Source organism: Enterococcus sp. 12C11_DIV0727 (assembly GCF_002148425.2).
GTDB classification, from domain to species: Bacteria; Bacillota; Bacilli; order Lactobacillales; family Enterococcaceae; genus Enterococcus_L; species Enterococcus_L lemimoniae.
On record NZ_CP147248.1, the window covers coordinates 2,208,080 to 2,225,695 of the forward strand.

A 17,616-nucleotide genomic window follows, 5' to 3' on the forward strand; every position below is an offset into this window, starting at 1 on the left:
ATTCTTTTCCAATTTCTTAGCAGCTCTTATGCATTTGCTTATATGTGGGTTAGTCTTCTTGATATTTGACAACCATTTTAACGTTTTTATGTCTGAAAACCATTTCACTGAGATTATCATTTTAGGTTTCTTTATCGACTTGATTGTAGGTGTAATTTTCTGCATACTAGCAAGTAAATTATCACAAAAATCAATATCATTTAAAGATCTATCTGTAGATAGATACTCGATTTGGCTTGAAATTTTAAGCATCCTAATTTCTTTTATTTTGATAGGTACAATTCTTCTGGAATCTGACCTTAAAATAGAAGTTGATAAATCTCAATTCCAAGCTTGGTTTATCTTTGTATATCCTGCAAATGCAAGTACAAAAATTTACAAACACTTTGAAAAAATAAAAATTGTCAATTAATTATTTTGTTAAAATACCAAAAATAAAAATTCTGCTCTATCAACCTTTTAATATCATCTTAACTCGTCAAAAACTTGTTTGAAATCCATATACAGGACATCTTTACTTTGTTTGTCGTACCAAAACATACGACTGCCGCAACAGGCATCTAGTATGTTTTTAATCATCAGCTATCACCATCCAATCTAACGGCAACCGTCCTCTTGCCTTCATATGCTGCTATCACTTTCTCAAATATTTCATTAACTAACTTTTCGGGAATGTTTGATCGCTCGTTGTAATCTTTTGAAAAACTTCCCCATTCAACATCAGCCTTAATTATTTCGTTTTTAAGTCCTAGTTGAATGTTACTTGCGAATTTAGTTGGCTTTTGAAGTGGGTAATCATAATTGTTATACCTGGTTAAGTTTTTATATGGCAGCCGAAAGCCAATAACATCTTCAACGTATTCCCACAGCTTGCTATTTGCTGGATTCTCAATAATAAAATACTCTGGATCGTACCGTTTAATTATCTCAATCGTGTTATAAGCAGTTAGTTCGCCATTTACTCTCTTGATGAACTGCTTACCGTAATTTAAATTATTATGCGAATTTTGATAATCTAATTTTGTTCTCTCGGTAAACGGACTTGGCTGTATTTGTGGTTGGAATAAGTTATCTGATACATCTTCCCTTTTCCAACAGGCGTTCCCCCCGCTAAGGCACTAGCAAACACTCCAAGACTAACACGGAGGACTAGCTATAATCAAGTCAGGTTTTGGTAGTTTATTCAGAACCTCATACATCTGATTGTTTCCAAACATATATGAGTAATCAGCTAAATTTAAATGTATAAAGTGATCGTTCTTGTTTTCTATATCCAAGCCTATGCTATAAATTTCTATGTCATCGAATTTTTCAGCAGAGCGTTTATAGCATCCGTTTCCACTGTCGAAAAGCGCCCATACAATCATATAATCACAAAGGAGTAAAAAGCTTTTTAGTCCTGCAGGAAATCTCCTACTCCCTTCGTTTAGTTAGTTTATATATCCCACGGATCGTAGTCAGGGTCATTTACCGATGACCAACAATCCCCAGCTTCCCAATGATCTATATGGCAGCCGCCACATGTTTCGCATATTTCTTCCGGATGGCAAACGTGGCATTGTCCGCAATCACAGTCCAGTAATTTTGTTCCACATTTCTTACACTTTTTCTCCATGCTCTACCTCCTGCAGTTCTTCGGCTGTTTGGATGAGTATCAACTCAGGATTATTTTTCTTGATAGCTGTATCACAAAGAACAACACAGTCATCATTTGTACCTATCACTGTTTTCCCAACGCCGTTAAAGGCAACTGTGTCCCAACCTTTAAACTCATCCAACTTACGCCCTTTACTGGCAAAGTGTTCAGCTCGTTTAAACGTTGCTATCTGTTCGGCGGTGGCTGGTTTCCTCGTCTCGCCCCAAAGCGATCTGTAAGCCATGTGATCATCCCAAAACTTATCTTCATTTTGACTATAAACTCTGATTGCGCACATCCCCTCGGATGTTTTTAAAAAATCAATATTTTCATGTAACTAGACAAAATTGATGATTGAATTATGATTGAAATGATAAATCTATTATGCACATCTTATCTTATTATCAAATTAATATGGGCCTTCATCATAAGTTTGCTTATTTAAACTAAGCTAATCTACATCTAACTTAACTAGACTAATTAGATATATGGTAACTTAAGTGCATAGTCTTTGACAAAATAGAAACAAAGCTGTTATTTTAAATGTATAGTTGAATTCATACAATAACTGACAGGAGGTTCACTTTGAGTAAATTAAAAAAAACATTTATTACGTTTTTACTTTTGCTACTTATGTATTTATCTTTTTCAGCCGTCGTTTCTTATCAAACATATATATCTATACCATTTTACTTTTTAAGTCTGGATGACTACCCATTAGTTGGTACTTGGTTACCTATAATTGCATTCTATCTTGCAGTAGCTACTTTGATTATCTTTTTCGTTTTAGTATTAATTACATTATTTTATCCAAAAAGAGTGAGTCAATTTTCATTTACAAAATCAGATGGTCATTTAAAAATCAGTAAAAAAGCGGTAGAAGGATTCGTCTCTGAGTCATTGACAGCAGAGAAATTGATGAAAAATCCAAATGTGAAAGCAACAATGAGTCAAAAAAAGATAAAGATAAAAGTTAAAGGTGATTTTCAAATAGTTTCAGATTTATATGGTAAAACTGACGAATGGAGTAAAAAGTTAGAAAATCAACTACATGATTTGATTGGAACAGGCGTAAAAATTTCAATCAAAATTAAATTTGAAAAGCCTCGAGCAGAAAATGTTCAACGTGTAAAATAGGAGGAAATATATGAATGAGGTATGGGAAACACATAAAGGACCTATAATCGGTGCACTAGCAGGTTTATTGATTGCACTATTAATGTTGACTTTAGGTTTCTTTAAAACCGTTCTAATTATCGTGTTTGTTATTCTTGGCGGTTTTGTGGGATGGTATGCTACTGCGCATGGATGGATAGATATCTTTCTTTCTAATAAAAGAAAGTAAAACTATAAATAATTAACTAAAAGAAGGGATTTGAAGATATGGATAACAAAAATCTACCAAAAAAAGAAGAAGCAAGTGTAAATGGTATTAAGGGTGAACTTACTTATGATGATAAAGTAATCCAAAAAATAATCGGGATTGCGTTAGAATCAGTCGATGGATTATTGACAGTGGAAGGCGGTTTTTTCTCAAACGTTGCTAACAAGCTTGTTAATAGAGAAGACGTCACTACTGGGATCGATGTTGAAGTAGGGAAAAAACAAGTGGCAGTTGATTTAGATGTTGTAACTGAATACGGTAGAGATATCGCAGCGTTGTATGAAAAAATTAAAGAGGTTATTTCTAGAGAAGTTGAAAAAATGACTTCTCTTAAAGTAGTAGAAGTGAATGTAACTGTAACAGACGTAAAATCAAAAGAACAATATGAAGAAGATTCAACAACTGTTCAAGATCGATTAAGTGATGCGACAGAATCAATAAGCAATTTCACAAGTGAACAAACAGAAAAAGCAAAAAAAATGGCAAATAACGGTGTAGCAAAAGCAAAAGATGCAACAGAAGCAAGGGTTCAATAAGTTTGCAAAACTTAAATAATACTACTAATCAGTAAAAAAAGGCAGAGCCTTTGATAAATTTCTAAAACCCGTATAATGCATAAAATGCATTGTACGGGTTTTAGTTTAATTACTTAATTCCAAAGCAGAAGCTATCTATTATCTAATTCATTTAAAACTCAAGAAATTTATATTTATTAATACAACATTAGTTAATTTCTGATTTTAAAATTCAATTTACCACTGAAAAAGGGGAACTACGATACTTTTAATACGATTCAAATATCCATTACACTAAATAACTCGTAGCCATTTCTTTATAAATATCCACCATTTCCAAATAATTATCCACATCCACATACTCATCTACTTGGTGAGGCGTTTCATTACCTGGTCCAAAGATAATTACTGGGAAAGCTTGTTTGCCTTTGGTAAATTCAGCAGCATCTGTTGTACCAGAAACACCGACCATTGGAATATCCACATTCACTTGTTTTTTCGCTACTTGTTGGGCGATTTTTGCGATATCAGAATCTTTTTCGCTTTTCACAGAAATTTTATTTGCTTCGATACTTAACGTTAAATGGTAGGTGTCTTTTTGGTTTAATTCATCGATCAGTTCGTTCATTTTTTTGATTACAACATCATTATCATAGCCAGGAATCGTTCTGATATTTCCTTGTAGACTGGCTTCACTTGGAATACTGTTGATTTGTTCTCCGCCGGAAATCATCGTTACGTTATAGATAAAATCACCTAAGACTGCATCTGTATGGGTTTCACTACGGAATAATTGATTCGCTCTTGAATAGAAATCATTTAGATGATCGATTGCATTAACCCCAAGTTGAGGCATTGAGCTGTGAGCATTTTTACCTTGAGACTCTACTTTAAAATTGATTGAACCTTTATGTGCATAAACGATTCCAGCATAACCAGAGGGTTCACCGATCACCATTGAGGTTACATCATCGACGTAGCCTTCTTTCGTTAATTGCTCGGCTCCTAGTTCACCAACTTCTTCACCCACTGTTGCGATCAAACGTAGGCGTCCATTAAAGGCAGCATGTTCTTCTTTTAATTCGATCATCGCAATGGCCATAGCAGCTAAACCACTCTTCATATCACATGTGCCGCGACCGTACATTTTCCCATCACGAATTTCAGGTTTGAACGGATCAGAAGTCCAATCCGCAACATTTCCTGCTGAAACGACATCCATATGTCCAGAAAATGCTAGAACTTTCTCGTTATTTTTGTTCCCAATTTCAACAATTAGGTTATCACGATCTTTGTCATATTCTAAAAAGCTTGAGTCGATCCCGTGTTTTTTGAATAACTTACTTAGATACTCAGCGACCTCTTTTTCATTGCCGTTGACCGATTTAATTGTAACGATGTCTTTTAAAATTTGAACTTTTTCTTGATTTTCCATTGTGTTGGCCTTCTTTCATTTGATTCATTCAGTTTCTCATCGTGTGTGAGAAAATGGATAAATATGCTTACAGGTTAACTATACACCTAAATGAGAATTTCGTTAAATAAAATCGGTTATTTTTGCCTATATCTTATTTTTCCTTTTTTTCATATATACTGAATGAATAATAATAAAAAAAAGAAGATAAAAAAATGAAAAAAATCGCTAGTTTAATCAGTTTTTTTGCTATTTTGCTAATTATGACGTGTTTTCCAAAAGCTTCCTATGCGGTGGATCAATTAGTTTTTGAAGGCCCTACATTAGATACACCCTATGAAGGTCAAACACAAATTTCAGGGTATCTGGCGGCGTTTGGCACTTTGCCTTCTGGAGAAAAGGTTTCTGTCAGTACATTCGACGGTGCTGCTTGGATCGCAATTAATGGTAAAAATTACAATGGTACGACCTCTGGTAATCAGATGTTTCATTATACCGTTACAAAAATAGATGAAGAAAAATATTCTTTTACCTTCACGCTCCCTGATAATATTGTATTAAAAGAAGGAGATCGAATAACCAATTTTGTGATTCCAGCCAATGTAGAGAATCCATCAAATTATCCCCAACTAGCACATAAATTTTCTGGAGAATACATTGTTCAGAAAAGAGCTGATCCACAACCTAGTGGGGAAGTTGTTGTTTTGTACCTTGATGAACAGGGAAATGAGATTTTAACAAAACAAACGATCTCTGGTATTGTGGGCGATCCCTATGATGCTTCAACAGATACTTACAAACTAGCAATTGAAGGCTACACATTAGATGAAACAAAGTTACCTACAAATGCTACAGGTACAATAAGTCCAGTAGCACAACTCTTGATTTACACATACAAAAAGAATCCAAGCAAAGCCCATGATGTCACAGTACGTTATGTTGATGAGGAAGGGACAGAAATAGCTAATCCCAAACCAATCAGCGGGATGATTAGCGAACCTTATGATGCATCAACAGATACCTACAAACTAGTCATCGATGGCTATACGCTAGACGAAACAAAATTACGTACAAAAAAAATCAACAGATAGCACAAAATCTTACCGTTCAATATGTAGATGAAAATGGTCAAAAACTAGTTGATTCCAAAATTGTCAGCGGGATGATTGGTACAGCTTATGATGTCTCAATGACAGCCTATAAACGAATCATTGAAGGCTATACGCTAGATGAGACAAAATTACCTACAAATGCGATTGGAACTTTAACTGATACTAAACAAACTGTTACTTATCACTACATTTTCAATAAAGAATCTGGCAACACAACAGATACAAATCAAGGCAACACTGGAAAACCAACAGCACAAAAAACAACCTCTTCAAAAAACAGCAAGAACTTTCCTAAAACGGGAGAAACTGCCACACACTCTATTTTATACCTTAGCGGATCATTAATTATTCTAAATGGGCTTGTCTATTTAAGAAGAAACAAAACAAACTAAACCTCAATAATATCAACAAAAAAACCAGCTCATCATTTCTGATGTCTGGTTTTAATTTTATTCATTAAAGTAATTCCCAGGAACTACATTGATTGTTTTCGTCCGTGTATCTACATCTTCTACATACAGCAATGACGTATAATCTTCAATCGCGCGTTGGCCTTTAAATTTAGACTCGGCAAAGACGGTAATCCCGACAAGTTCGGCTTCAAACTCTTCGATCAAGCTCTTCATTCCATTAACAGTTCCGCCGCCTTTCATGAAGTCATCTACTACTAAAACTCTCGAACCGCGTTTTAAGCTACGTTTTGACAGTTCCATTTTTTCGATACGTTCAGATGATCCAGAAACGTAATTCACGCTAACCGTTGAACCTTCCGTGATTTTTGAATCACGACGCACGATCACAAACGGAACATTCAAGTAATAAGAAACAGCTTGAGCAATCGGTACCCCTTTAGTTGCTACGGTCATGACTGCATCGATTTGTTCACCTAAATATTTAGAAGCAATGATTCTCCCAACTTGGCGCAATAATTCCGGCTGTCCTAATAAATCAGAAAGATACACATATCCTCCTGGCAACAGACGATCTTGTTCAGATAAACGTTCACACAAAGCCATGACTAATTCTTTTGACTCCTCATATGGAATTTCTGGGATAAATCGTACACCACCAGCAGCTCCTGGAATTGTTTCAAGAATTCCTGTACCTCGTTGTTTGAATGTTTTCTTAATGATCGCCAAATCCTCACTGATTGATGATTTAGCTGATTTATAACGCTGTGCAAAATGAGTCAAAGAAACTAATGTATGGGGATGATCCAGTAAGTACTGTGTCATATCAATCAATCGTTCGCTTCTCCGAATTTTAGAATCTGTCACTTCTTCTCCTCTTTCCTTTAAGGTTTACTGTCCGCTAGTATGATTACTAGACCTTATTTTTTTATAGGTTCGTTATTCATTATTTTTTAATAGGTAAAATAAATGATACTCCCTTACAATCTATCGTTCCCTATTATAGGGTGTTTTACAAAAAAAATCGAGCATTTTTTTAAAATAATGAAAAATAGTTCGCAATTTATGAAACAAAAAAGAAGATAAGGATAAAAACTTTCGTTTTTCTCCTTATCTTCTTTTGACTCAACTCTAGTTATCTCTGACTCATTTTCTTATTCCGCTGCATCGTCACCATTAGTTTACGAATGATACTGACAAGAATAAATAACCCGATAAAAATCAAGGTAATGCTGGCACTTGGCGGTGTTTCTAAATAATAAGACCCCGTCAATCCTGTTAGCATGCCAATCAATCCCATAATAACACTGATGATAATAACCGTGTTAAATCCCTTGCCAATCCGCATCCCGATCGCAGCAGGTAAGACCATGATCGCAGATATCAATAAGGCCCCTGCAATAGGGATCATAACTGCGATCGCTACACCTGTAATCACGTTAAACAACATCGACATCCAATGAATCGGTAACCCATCCACATGTGCCGTATCTTCATCAAACGTCAAAACATACATTGGTCGTTTAAATAAAACAAACAAAATCACTAATACAACAAACAACACCGCCAAAATAACGACCTGCTGCCAAGTGATCGTCACGATTGAACCGAATAAATACGACTGGATACTAGCCGCTGAATTTCCTCCGCTAAGGTTCATCAACACCAGAGCTAGCGCTAAGCCACCAGACATTAAAATCGCAATCGAAATTTCCGAGTACGTACTATAAATCATTCGTAGATATTCTAAAATAATTGCTGCAATAATCACGACGACCAACGTCATGATATCTGGATTCCAATTTAAGAAAAACCCTAAAGCTACCCCTGCCAAAGAGACATGAGAAAGAGTATCCGCCATTAAAGATTGTCTTCTGATTACCAAAAATACACCTAGCATTGGGGCAATCACGGAAATAAAGGTTGCTGCTAAAAAGGCTTTTCTCATGAACTCATATGAAAGCATCTCCATTGTGAATCCTCCTTCCGAACTAAACGAATTTGTCGATCAGCATAGGATTTGATATCCTCATGATCGTGAGTAATCATCAAAATCGCTTTTCCATGGTCATGAGCGTTATGCCGTAATAAACGATAAAACTCATTTCTAGACGTTTCATCCATTCCTGTTGTTGGTTCATCTAAAATAAATAAATCAGGGTCTGTCGCGAAAATACGAGCCAGGCTGATCCGTTGTTTTTGTCCACCTGAAAGTTCACCGATCCGTTTATGCCGCATCTCCCACATACCAACTGCTTTCAAAGCTTTCTCTACATGTTGATGGTCTCTTTTCGTAAGAGGTTTAAACCAGCGATTACGGGGAAAACGTCCTGAACGAACCAATTCGAGCACCGTACTTGGGAATCCCGCATTAAATGAGGCTACTTGTTGGGGAATATAGCCGATACTTAGTTTTTCGCCCGCACTATTTTCTTTGGCGATCGTGATCTCACCCTTTGTTGGCTTTAACAAACCCAGCGTACTTTTGATCAGGGTTGATTTTGCCGCACCATTTTCACCAGTGAGAATGACAAATTCACCTGGATCGACATAATATGAAACATCTTCTAAGACTGGCTCATCATCATAATAAAATGTGAGGTCTTTGACTTCTAGATAATGCATGTCCATTCTCCTTCTTTTGACTACTACACAATTGAAAGCGGGAATAACAGCATCATGCTTATTATCCCGCCTTTATTTGTTTACTTGATACTTTTCTTTAAAGCTTCTAGATTAGCTTTCATTACGGAGATATAATCTTCACCTTTATCTTGTTCTTTTTGAGTGATACTTTCTAGCGGGTTAAGAACTGCTAGTTCCACATCCGTTTCGCGAGCTAATGTTTCAGCGACTTTTGATGATGCCGATGTTTCAAAATAAATCACTGATACGTTGTGCTCTTTGATATATTTTTTCAACTCTGCTAAACGGCTTGGTGAAGGTTCTTGATCTGGAGAGATTCCAGCAATTGATTCTTGTGTCAAACCATATTGTTTTGCTAAATAGCCAAATGCAGCATGCTGCGTTACAAACGTTTTGTTTTTAGCATCTTTAAAAGCTTCTTGGTATTCAGTATCTAGGGCTTTTAATTTTTCAATATAAGTTGCAGCATTTTTCTCAAATGTTGCTTTTTGTTCTGGGTATTTTTTCACTAACTCATCACGAATGGCTTCAACCTCTTTTTGTGCTAAAACTGGATCTAACCAAACATGCGGATCTAATTCGTGATCGTGGTCATGCTCATCGTGATCCGCTTCTTCTTCATCGTGATCGTGGTCATGGGCTGCACCTGCCATTAAATCGATCGAACTAGCAGCTTCAACAACAGCGACTTTTTTCTCATCAACATTTTCCAAAACATCCTTGACCCAAGTTTCTAATTCATGGCTGTTATAGACAAACACATCCGCATCTGTGATCTTTGCAATATCTTTGGCACTCGGCTCATAGTCATGGGGCTCTGTTCCAGCTGGGATTAATAATTGAACATCGCCTGCATCTCCCACTACATTTTTCGCAAAATCGTACATTGGGTAAAATGTGGACACAACTTTTATTGTATCACTTTTTCCAGACTCTTCTTGTTTATTTGTTTGACCGCAGGCTGTTAATGTAAAAATTACCGCAATTAATAACAATCCTACCAGATATTTCCAGCTATTTTTTCTCATCTATCTTTCCCCATTTCGATTTGTCTTATTCAAATAGTAATATTTACGATTTATTGGCAAAACTAATTTACCAGATGAAAAAGAGAACGTCAAGAGAAAACCAAAAAATAATTTATTCCTATATACGGAGACGGTCAAGTATAGATAATTATGTCGTTGAAACTGTTTTATCTTTTCCTAAACAGTTATAGATACATTATAATTAGATTGAAATAGAGTGATGGTTATGCACAAAATAAAAGTTAGAAAAATCGGGAATATTATTCAATTAGATCTATCCGAGGCGCAAAAAGAGTATGACCGATGTTTAATTGAAGAAGGCTTTGCAGACTTTGAAAAAGGCAATATCGTGACAGAAGCTGAAATTATGGAAGAATTCTAACATTATGATTGGGGAGATCAATCATGACAGCTCTTTCTGCTGAGTATACTGAGAGCTTTCGTTTAAGTCTTAGAAAACTTAATCAGGAGTGGTCAAAAGAATATTTTTTTACTGATGAAAAAATCACAACTTTTGTTCAATCTATTTACAAGTCCATTGAGCTAACCAAAATAGTTCCCGAAATGCATGAAGAAATCTCAGCCATTTACAATTTTAATAACCCAATCTATAGAATTTTAATTGGGAAAAACTATGCGATTTTTTATCGTATCGATCGTTCTACTACAAAAATTATGTTAGGAAACATGTATTACCAACGGCAGCTACATATTTCGTTTTAAATCACTTGTAGTAACTAAAAAACCACTCGATTGAGTGGTTTTTTAGTTATATTCAAATTTTAAAATTTTCATTTTAACGTTCTTACAATATACACTTCATCACAAAAGCCTTTTAAGCCATTATAAATCCGTTGAGCGCGCGTTTTCTTCTCACATAAGGCAAAAACCGTTGGTCCGCTACCGCTCATAAGTGCTGCATCTGCACCATATTTCGTCATTCGATCTTTGATTTGTTGGATCACCGGATGACGTTTGATTGTCACACCTTCTAACGCATTCCCGATTTTTTCTGTCATCAATAAATAATCATCCGCTTCAATCGCTTGTTTCAACCCACGAATATCAGGATGTTGAATACTATTAAATGATAGACTGCCAAAAATCGAACTCGTTGAAACACTCATCTTAGGTTTTACCAAAACGACCCAACACTGAGGCATTGAAGGTAAGAAGTCGATTTTTTCCCCACGACCTGTCACAAAAGCAGTACCTCCATGAATACAATACGGGACATCTGAGCCAATCTTACTGCCTAATTCTGCAAGTTCTGCTAGAGATAACCCTAAGTTCCATAAACGATTCAAACCTCGTAAGGCAGCGGCACAGTCACTACTACCGCCAGCCAATCCTGCTGCAACAGGGATTCTTTTTTCTATATATATTTTGACTCCTTGAGTGAGTTGAAAGGTATCCTTCAGCAATTCTGCTGCTTGATACACATGATTTCTTCTGTCCACTGGTAAAAAGGAGCTATCGGTTTCGATTATTATTTCATTTTCCGGCAATAACTCAAACGTCAGCCGATCGGCTAAGTCTACACTAGCCATGATCATCTCTAATTCGTGATAACCATCTTGTCTTTTATAGAGAGCATCCAACCCCAAGTTGATTTTTGCGGGCGCTTTTTCTATGATTTCCATTCTTTTCACCTATCTAATCTCATTACCTAACCATCTTCACAATCTTTTAAATTCTAACATATGTTGTTAGAGAAGTATATATTTGTATAAAAATTGATACGGTTTTCAAATAGAACATAAAAAAACATCTATCCCTCTATTATCTTGGAATACACGCTTTTTGATTATTTCTTGTTTTTGCGATTAAACGATCTCGCTTCTATTCTTGATGATCTTATTAACGATCCCATAATCAAGTGCTTCTTCAGCACTCAACCAATAGTCTCTGGCCGTATCATTCTTGACTTGCTCAATATCTTTGCCAGTTTCTTTAGCAATCAACTGGTTAATTTTTTCTCTTGTACGGATGATTTCTTTCGCTGTGATTTCCATGTCGCTGGATTGACCTTGTGTGCCACCAGAAGGTTCGTGGATCATAAACCGTGTATTTGGCAAACAATAGCGGCGTTCTTTTTCACTAGATAAGTAAATAAGTGCCCCTGCACTGACAACCCAACCTGAACCAATGATATTGACTTTCGGTTTGATAAAGTTGATCATATCAAAAATTAAGTAACCTGAATCTACATGACCACCATTACTACTAATAAACAAATTGATTGGCTCATCATTGATTGATTCTAATAACAGTAGCTGTGTACAAACTTCTTTTGCCATTTGCTCATTGATTTCGCCTGAAATAATAATCGTCCTAGTTCCTATCATTTTCTCAGCCAGTAAATCCGGTTGTTTTTGTTCTTCTTTGACCTTTTCTTGTTCACTCATTACATATCCTCCTTTTTGAATCTACTGAAAGTCTAACATAGCTTTTTTGAAAAATCACGGAATATTTCTACTTGCCCACCGTGTGCTACCGACAAAATCAGAGTATCGTTTAAAGCCTGCAATGATAGTAAATTATCCTGATCTAAGTAGAAACAGTCAAAAAAGCAGAGCTAAAGCGTTTCCGCTTTAGCTCTGCTTTTAAAATAGACTCATTGTTAAACTGCTTCACCGACAAATTCAATCTCTACTGTGCGTGTTAGCACATCAGAATAACTATAAGAAACTCGTTCAAATGAGTTTTCATCTGGATCTAAATCTACGACGAAGACAGATGGATACGTTTCTGTCAAAATACCATTACGTTCTGTTTGACGCTTTCTGCCGGTCTGAGCAACTAATGTGATTTTGCTGCCGATACGACATTCTAGATCTTTTTTAATGGAAGCTAAAGTTGTTGGCATTGCATTCACCTCATTTTCCATTGTACCACAGAACGATAAAAATATCAAGTTTACCATAGCAGAAAATGAAATGCAACTAATTATAATTTATAAATGGATAATTATTTAATGTGAAAAATAACAATTTTCTCATTTAATCGTAAATAATCGCTTTCAACTTCTTTTTTGCCCGGTCGTATGCACTTCTAACCGTAACTTCACGACTGTCGGTATCTTTTGCAATTTCATCTAGTTCTTTGCCGTTTATATATTCTTCAAATGTAATTCGTTCAAACGGCGACAAGACTTTCGGCAATTGTTCCAGTTTTTCCCTAATGATCATTTGCTCTAAAACATCAGGCTCTTCCGTCTCGATATAGTCAAAAAATGATTCGCCCTGATGTTCTATTTTTTGATCAAGTGAGACTGATTGTGTATCGATCGTTCGTTTAAGAGCGCATTGCTTTCTGATCAAACTGCGAACATGATTTTCAAAATTTGACTTAAAAAACTTCCCGATAGAAGCATTATGTGCTTCTTCATATTTTTCAAGCGATCGATAAAAAATAATTCGACCTTCCTGCAGCCAATCTTCCCGATCAAAATCTTTCAGATAATACTTTTTCCGAAACTTGTACACCACTGGATGATATTTTCGATACAAATGATCAAATCCCACGGTGTCCCCTTTTAAGATATCATTGTACTTATTCATAAATACCCTTCTCCTTCCAAGCATTCTACCAAAATGCTTGGAAAAAGCGTAACATTTTCTTCAATAAAAGTCGGAGAAATCAAGGGGTCAATCTTTGTTGTTAGATAATTCGTCCAGTTTATCGGACAACTTTGACAATTGTTCGATATTCCACGGAGAATTTCGTCGAAAATCTTGAAAATGGATATCTGTCGCATGGACTGCGATCGTGCGTTCTGTTTTTTGAACATCTTTGTACAACTCGTTAGCTGACGTTCGCAATGCACCTTTGGAAAAAACTAGCCATTGCTCCGCTAAATCACTTGTTGCTACAGTTACTTGGGTTAGCCGATCATTTCGTTCACCAGCTACTCGTTCTATGTAACTATCCGCAGTCTCTTCTTCTTTGGTAAAAATCACCGTTAAGCGATACTTTTTATATGTCTGCTGAATTCCTGGAACAAACTGTGCATCAAAAACAACCATTACTTCTAAATCCTCATATTTCGCATAATTGGATAAACGCTGAAGCAAAACCTCTCTAGCATCCTCAAGCTTATTTTGGTTCTTCAATTGAACCAACTCTGGCCAAGAACCGATCATGTTATAGCCATCAACGATCAGCAACTGTTTTTTCATTTGCTTTGTCACCTTCTTTATGTATGAGGTCGAGAAAAAAATTACTTTTTTCTCGCCATTTATCTAACTCTTTATAGCGGATTACGTCCACGATAGACTTCGTACATCAATAATCCAGCCGCAACGCCGGCATTCAAGCTTTGAACGTGTCCTGTCATTGGAATCGTTAATAATTCATCCACTTCTTTATGCAGCCCTTGACTCATACCACGGCCTTCATTTCCGATAATCAACGCAATCGCCCCTTTAGTGTTCCATTGACGATAATCCGTCCCTTTCATATCTGTTCCAAAAATCCAAAAGTTATTTTCTTTTAAGGTTGTGATACTTTGGGCTAAATTCGTTACACGAGCAACAGGAATATACTCAACTGCACCAGTCGATGCTTTTGTTACCACAGGTGTAATACCAACAGCACGATGCTTCGGAATAATGATTCCATCTACACCTGTTGCATCTGCTGTTCTCAAGATCGAACCAAAATTGTGAGGATCTTCTAGACTATCTAAAATCAAGAAAAATGGGACCTCTGTCTTTTCTTTCGTACGATCGAGTAATTCATCCAGCGTTAAGTACTCATAAGCTGTAATCGCCAATACAATCCCCTGATGGACACCATGATTCGTCATTGTATCTAGTTTTTGTTTAGGAACCCATTTAACAGGCACAGCATTTTCTTTTGCCAATAATTTTAAGTGTTCAACTTTTTCACTTTTACTATCTTCTTGAAGAAATAGTTTGTTTCCTCGACCTTGCTGGATTGCTTCAATCGTAGCGTGATTGCCAAAGACAAAGTTATCTTCAATCTCTTCTTGCGAAACTTCCCGCTCTTTTCTGACTATTTCTTTTTTAAACGGCTGACTTTTTTGCGGCTTATTCCCTTTGAAAGGGCGTTTCTTATCATTTCTCATTTTTTTCACCTACTTTTTTTATACACCAATCGATCAATTCTTCCAAACGCTCTGTTTGTTTTGTCAGATGTAAATAGCCCATCAATGATTCAAAACCTGTTGCAATACGATACGTTGTGATATCTGCATTTTTAGCAGAAGTATGGCTTTTCGCATTACGGCCGCGTTTGTACATTAGTTCTTCATTTTCTGACAATAATTTTTCTCCCAGCATTTCTTGGATCAAAAAGGCTTGTGCCTTCGCTGAAACATAATGCGTTGCCTGACGGTGTAAAATATTGGGTTTCGTTTGTCCTTGCTCTACTAGGTAATCACGAATATAAATCTCATAGATCGCATCGCCCACATAAGCCAAAGCTAAACCATTTAATTGCGTGTAATCTCTCATTCACTTCTTCTCCATCTAGTTCCTTGGGCTGTATCTTCCAGGGTTATTCCTTTATCTTTTAATAGATCACGAATCTCATCACTGCGGGCAAAATCGCGATTCTTACGCGCTTGATTGCGTTCTTCAATCAATTGGTCTATATCGTCATCCAACAATTCTTCTGATAAGAAGAAAATACCGAAAATACTTAACCATTGCGAGAATTGTTCTAGTGCTTTTTCTGTAACGATCGTAGAAACGGTTTCTTGCTCACTGTACTGATTCAGCCACTTAGCCAATTCGTAAACAACAGTGATCCCATTTGCCGCATTAAAATCATCATCCATTTCAGTCGTGAAACGTGTTTCTAAATCTGCTAGTTCTTGTAATTTCTGACTATCTTCATCCATTTGAATAGCAGCATCCGCTTTTCTAAAGGACAAGTTCTCAAAGGCATTTTTTAATTTTTGTAAATTGACGCCAGCCTCTTTCATCGTGGTTTCACTATAGCGAATCGGGCGACGATATTGAGTCGTTGCCATAAAGAAACGCAACACTTGAGGATCAACTTGTTTGACTAGTTCGTGAACTGTAACAAAGTTCCCCAAAGATTTACTCATTTTTTCATCGTCTTCACCAATCGTAACAAAACCATTATGCATCCAATAATTGGCGAATTTTTGACCAGTTTTTGCTTCACTTTGGGCAATTTCATTTTCGTGGTGAGGAAACTCTAAATCTTGACCGCCCCCATGAATATCAATTGTATCACCTAAATGTTTCGTTGCCATGACCGAGCACTCGATATGCCAGCCTGGACGTCCCGCTCCCCACGGTGAATCCCAAGAAATTTCTCCTTCTTTTGCCCCTTTCCATAAAGCAAAATCCAAAGGATCTTCTTTCAATTCCTTTTCTACACCAGTTCGTTGACTTGCTCCAACTTCTAATTCATCGATTGATTGGTGGCTAAGTTTACCATACCCTTCAAACTTACGTGTCCGATAATAGACATCACCCTGTGAAGTATAAGCATACCCTTTATCAATCAATGTTTGAATAAATGTTAAGATGTCTGGCATATGATCCATCACACGAGGATGAAGCGTTGCTGGTTTAACATTCAACATATTGGTATCTTCTTCAAAAGCATGGATAAATCTATCTGCAACTTCTGGCGCTGTGATTCCCAGATCCTTGGCTGCTCGAATGATTTTATCATCTACGTCAGTAAAGTTCGAAACATAATTCACCTCATAGCCGCGGTACTCTAAATAACGTCTAATCGTATCAAAAGCCATTGAGCTGCGGGCATTACCGATATGAATATAGTTGTACACGGTGGGTCCGCAAACATACATCCGGACTTTCCCTGCTTCGATTGGTTGAAAAATTTCTTTTTCTCTTGTTAATGTATTATAAATTTGAATCATAAGCTACCTCCAATTTTTCTCCTTTGATTCTAACAACTTTTGCTGGAATCCCTACCGCTGTGGCATCATTAGGAATATCTGTTAAAACAACGGCAGAAGCTCCGATTTTAGCTCGTTCGCCAATTGTAACAGGACCTAATATTTGTGCATGTGCATGGATCATGGCCCCTTTTCTGACTGTCGGATGACGTTTTCCTGTATCTTTTCCGGTCCCACCTAATGTTACACCGTGAAATAAAACAACATCCTCTTCAATTTCAGCTGTTTGACCGATTACGACACCCATACCATGATCGATAAAAACACCTGGTGCAATCGTCGCGCCGGGATGAATCTCAATTCCTGTTATAAATCGCCAAAATTGTGCATGGATTTTCGCTAATAAAAACAAGCGGTGTCTATATAAAAAATGAGAAAAACGATGCCAAAACAATGCGTGCAAGCCTGGATACGTCAGTAAAGCTTCTAATGTTGAACGTGCTGCCGGATCATTGTTTTTGACTGCTTTAACAGCTCTCTTTAACCAACTCATATTTTTTACTCCTTTCATTTTATTTTAAACAAAAAAGCGTCTTTTAAACG

23 protein-coding genes and 2 pseudogenes are annotated in these 17,616 nt (G+C 36.5%); 8 read left to right on the forward strand and 17 right to left on the reverse strand.

Annotated elements, in window-relative coordinates:
- The first annotated feature begins 58 nt into the window (after positions 1-58).
- Positions 59-412, forward strand: coding sequence for a hypothetical protein (locus tag A5866_RS10470; protein ID WP_140335150.1), 354 nt, complete (start codon positions 59-61; stop codon positions 410-412).
- A gap of 59 nt (positions 413-471) precedes the next feature.
- Here A5866_RS10470 and A5866_RS10475 read toward each other — a convergent pair.
- From A5866_RS10475 to A5866_RS10485, 3 genes and pseudogenes are all read right to left on the reverse strand, one after another.
- Positions 472-576 (reverse strand): annotated as a pseudogene (locus A5866_RS10475) (SAM-dependent methyltransferase); the annotation flags it as partial.
- Positions 577-578: 2 nt separating this feature from the next.
- Positions 579-1,367, reverse strand: a pseudogene (locus A5866_RS10480) (DNA methyltransferase).
- Positions 1,368-1,598: 231 nt separating this feature from the next.
- A complete protein-coding gene (locus A5866_RS10485) occupies positions 1,599-1,880 on the reverse strand; it encodes a hypothetical protein (RefSeq protein WP_086445448.1) in 282 nt (93 codons plus the stop codon).
- A gap of 341 nt (positions 1,881-2,221) precedes the next feature.
- On the opposite strand from A5866_RS10485, the gene amaP reads away from it, so the two are divergent.
- The 3 genes from amaP to A5866_RS10500 are packed head-to-tail and all read left to right on the forward strand — an operon-like array spanning position 2,222 to position 3,556.
- A complete protein-coding gene (gene amaP / locus A5866_RS10490) occupies positions 2,222-2,773 on the forward strand; it encodes an alkaline shock response membrane anchor protein AmaP (protein WP_086445447.1) in 552 nt (183 codons plus the stop codon).
- A 10-nt stretch (positions 2,774-2,783) separates the two neighbouring features.
- Positions 2,784-2,981 (forward strand): DUF2273 domain-containing protein, encoded by a 198-nt coding sequence (locus A5866_RS10495; RefSeq protein ID WP_086282445.1) that lies wholly within the window; start codon positions 2,784-2,786, stop codon positions 2,979-2,981.
- Between the two features lie 38 nt (positions 2,982-3,019).
- Positions 3,020-3,556, forward strand: a complete 537-nt coding sequence (locus tag A5866_RS10500) for an Asp23/Gls24 family envelope stress response protein (protein ID WP_086282443.1) — start codon at positions 3,020-3,022, stop codon at positions 3,554-3,556.
- A 268-nt stretch (positions 3,557-3,824) separates the two neighbouring features.
- On the opposite strand, the gene A5866_RS10505 is transcribed toward A5866_RS10500, so the two are convergent.
- Positions 3,825-4,970: an ArgE/DapE family deacylase gene (locus A5866_RS10505; protein ID WP_086445446.1), complete on the reverse strand. Its 1,146-nt coding sequence runs from the start codon at positions 4,968-4,970 to the stop codon at positions 3,825-3,827.
- A 194-nt stretch (positions 4,971-5,164) separates the two neighbouring features.
- Between A5866_RS10505 and A5866_RS10510 the strand changes: the two genes are divergently transcribed.
- Complete coding sequence (locus tag A5866_RS10510; protein ID WP_086445445.1) at positions 5,165-6,040, forward strand: MucBP domain-containing protein; 876 nt, start codon at positions 5,165-5,167, stop codon at positions 6,038-6,040.
- Positions 6,037-6,453: a MucBP domain-containing protein gene (locus A5866_RS10515; RefSeq protein ID WP_254907648.1), complete on the forward strand. Its 417-nt coding sequence runs from the start codon at positions 6,037-6,039 to the stop codon at positions 6,451-6,453. Before A5866_RS10510 ends, A5866_RS10515 begins: the two co-directional genes overlap by 4 nt.
- 57 nt (positions 6,454-6,510) lie before the next feature.
- Here the strand turns inward: A5866_RS10515 and purR are convergent, their stop codons facing one another.
- From purR to A5866_RS10535, 4 genes are all read right to left on the reverse strand, one after another.
- Positions 6,511-7,338: a pur operon repressor gene (purR, locus tag A5866_RS10520; protein ID WP_086282436.1), complete on the reverse strand. Its 828-nt coding sequence runs from the start codon at positions 7,336-7,338 to the stop codon at positions 6,511-6,513.
- 268 nt (positions 7,339-7,606) lie between these two features.
- A complete protein-coding gene (locus A5866_RS10525) occupies positions 7,607-8,443 on the reverse strand; it encodes a metal ABC transporter permease (protein ID WP_086445443.1) in 837 nt (278 codons plus the stop codon).
- Positions 8,416-9,096, reverse strand: a complete 681-nt coding sequence (locus A5866_RS10530) for a metal ABC transporter ATP-binding protein (protein WP_086445442.1) — start codon at positions 9,094-9,096, stop codon at positions 8,416-8,418. Before A5866_RS10530 ends, A5866_RS10525 begins: the two co-directional genes overlap by 28 nt.
- A gap of 80 nt (positions 9,097-9,176) precedes the next feature.
- Positions 9,177-10,145: a metal ABC transporter substrate-binding protein gene (locus A5866_RS10535; RefSeq protein ID WP_086445441.1), complete on the reverse strand. Its 969-nt coding sequence runs from the start codon at positions 10,143-10,145 to the stop codon at positions 9,177-9,179.
- Positions 10,146-10,371: 226 nt separating this feature from the next.
- Between A5866_RS10535 and A5866_RS10540 the strand changes: the two genes are divergently transcribed.
- Positions 10,372-10,527 carry a hypothetical protein gene (locus A5866_RS10540; protein WP_176271378.1) on the forward strand — a complete coding sequence of 52 codons (156 nt, stop codon included), beginning with the start codon at positions 10,372-10,374 and terminating at the stop codon, positions 10,525-10,527.
- A 23-nt stretch (positions 10,528-10,550) separates the two neighbouring features.
- On the forward strand, positions 10,551-10,868 hold the full coding sequence (locus tag A5866_RS10545) for a hypothetical protein (protein WP_086445440.1): 318 nt from the start codon (positions 10,551-10,553) through the stop codon (positions 10,866-10,868).
- Between the two features lie 68 nt (positions 10,869-10,936).
- Here the strand turns inward: A5866_RS10545 and ispE are convergent, their stop codons facing one another.
- The 9 genes from ispE to epsC form a co-directional block, all read right to left on the reverse strand.
- Positions 10,937-11,788, reverse strand: a complete 852-nt coding sequence (gene ispE, locus A5866_RS10550) for a 4-(cytidine 5'-diphospho)-2-C-methyl-D-erythritol kinase (protein WP_086445439.1) — start codon at positions 11,786-11,788, stop codon at positions 10,937-10,939.
- Positions 11,789-11,971: 183 nt separating this feature from the next.
- Entirely contained in the window at positions 11,972-12,553 is a 582-nt protein-coding gene (locus A5866_RS10555) for an ATP-dependent Clp protease proteolytic subunit (RefSeq protein ID WP_086277840.1), read from the reverse strand.
- Between the two features lie 215 nt (positions 12,554-12,768).
- On the reverse strand, positions 12,769-13,014 hold the full coding sequence (locus A5866_RS10560) for a Veg family protein (RefSeq protein WP_086277839.1): 246 nt from the start codon (positions 13,012-13,014) through the stop codon (positions 12,769-12,771).
- A gap of 133 nt (positions 13,015-13,147) precedes the next feature.
- Positions 13,148-13,708, reverse strand: coding sequence for a sigma-70 family RNA polymerase sigma factor (locus A5866_RS10565; RefSeq protein WP_086277837.1), 561 nt, complete (start codon positions 13,706-13,708; stop codon positions 13,148-13,150).
- Positions 13,709-13,795: 87 nt separating this feature from the next.
- Complete coding sequence (locus A5866_RS10570; RefSeq protein WP_086277836.1) at positions 13,796-14,326, reverse strand: NYN domain-containing protein; 531 nt, start codon at positions 14,324-14,326, stop codon at positions 13,796-13,798.
- A gap of 71 nt (positions 14,327-14,397) precedes the next feature.
- Positions 14,398-15,246 carry a 23S rRNA (guanosine(2251)-2'-O)-methyltransferase RlmB gene (gene rlmB, locus A5866_RS10575; protein WP_422389660.1) on the reverse strand — a complete coding sequence of 283 codons (849 nt, stop codon included), beginning with the start codon at positions 15,244-15,246 and terminating at the stop codon, positions 14,398-14,400.
- Positions 15,227-15,625, reverse strand: a complete 399-nt coding sequence (locus A5866_RS10580; protein WP_086277832.1) for a Mini-ribonuclease 3 — start codon at positions 15,623-15,625, stop codon at positions 15,227-15,229. Before A5866_RS10580 ends, rlmB begins: the two co-directional genes overlap by 20 nt.
- On the reverse strand, positions 15,622-17,034 hold the full coding sequence (gene cysS / locus A5866_RS10585) for a cysteine--tRNA ligase (RefSeq protein WP_086445437.1): 1,413 nt from the start codon (positions 17,032-17,034) through the stop codon (positions 15,622-15,624). The genes A5866_RS10580 and cysS overlap by 4 nt, the downstream gene beginning before the upstream one ends.
- Positions 17,018-17,566 (reverse strand): serine O-acetyltransferase EpsC, encoded by a 549-nt coding sequence (epsC, locus tag A5866_RS10590; protein WP_086277828.1) that lies wholly within the window; start codon positions 17,564-17,566, stop codon positions 17,018-17,020. Before epsC ends, cysS begins: the two co-directional genes overlap by 17 nt.
- Positions 17,567-17,616: the final 50 nt, after the last annotated feature.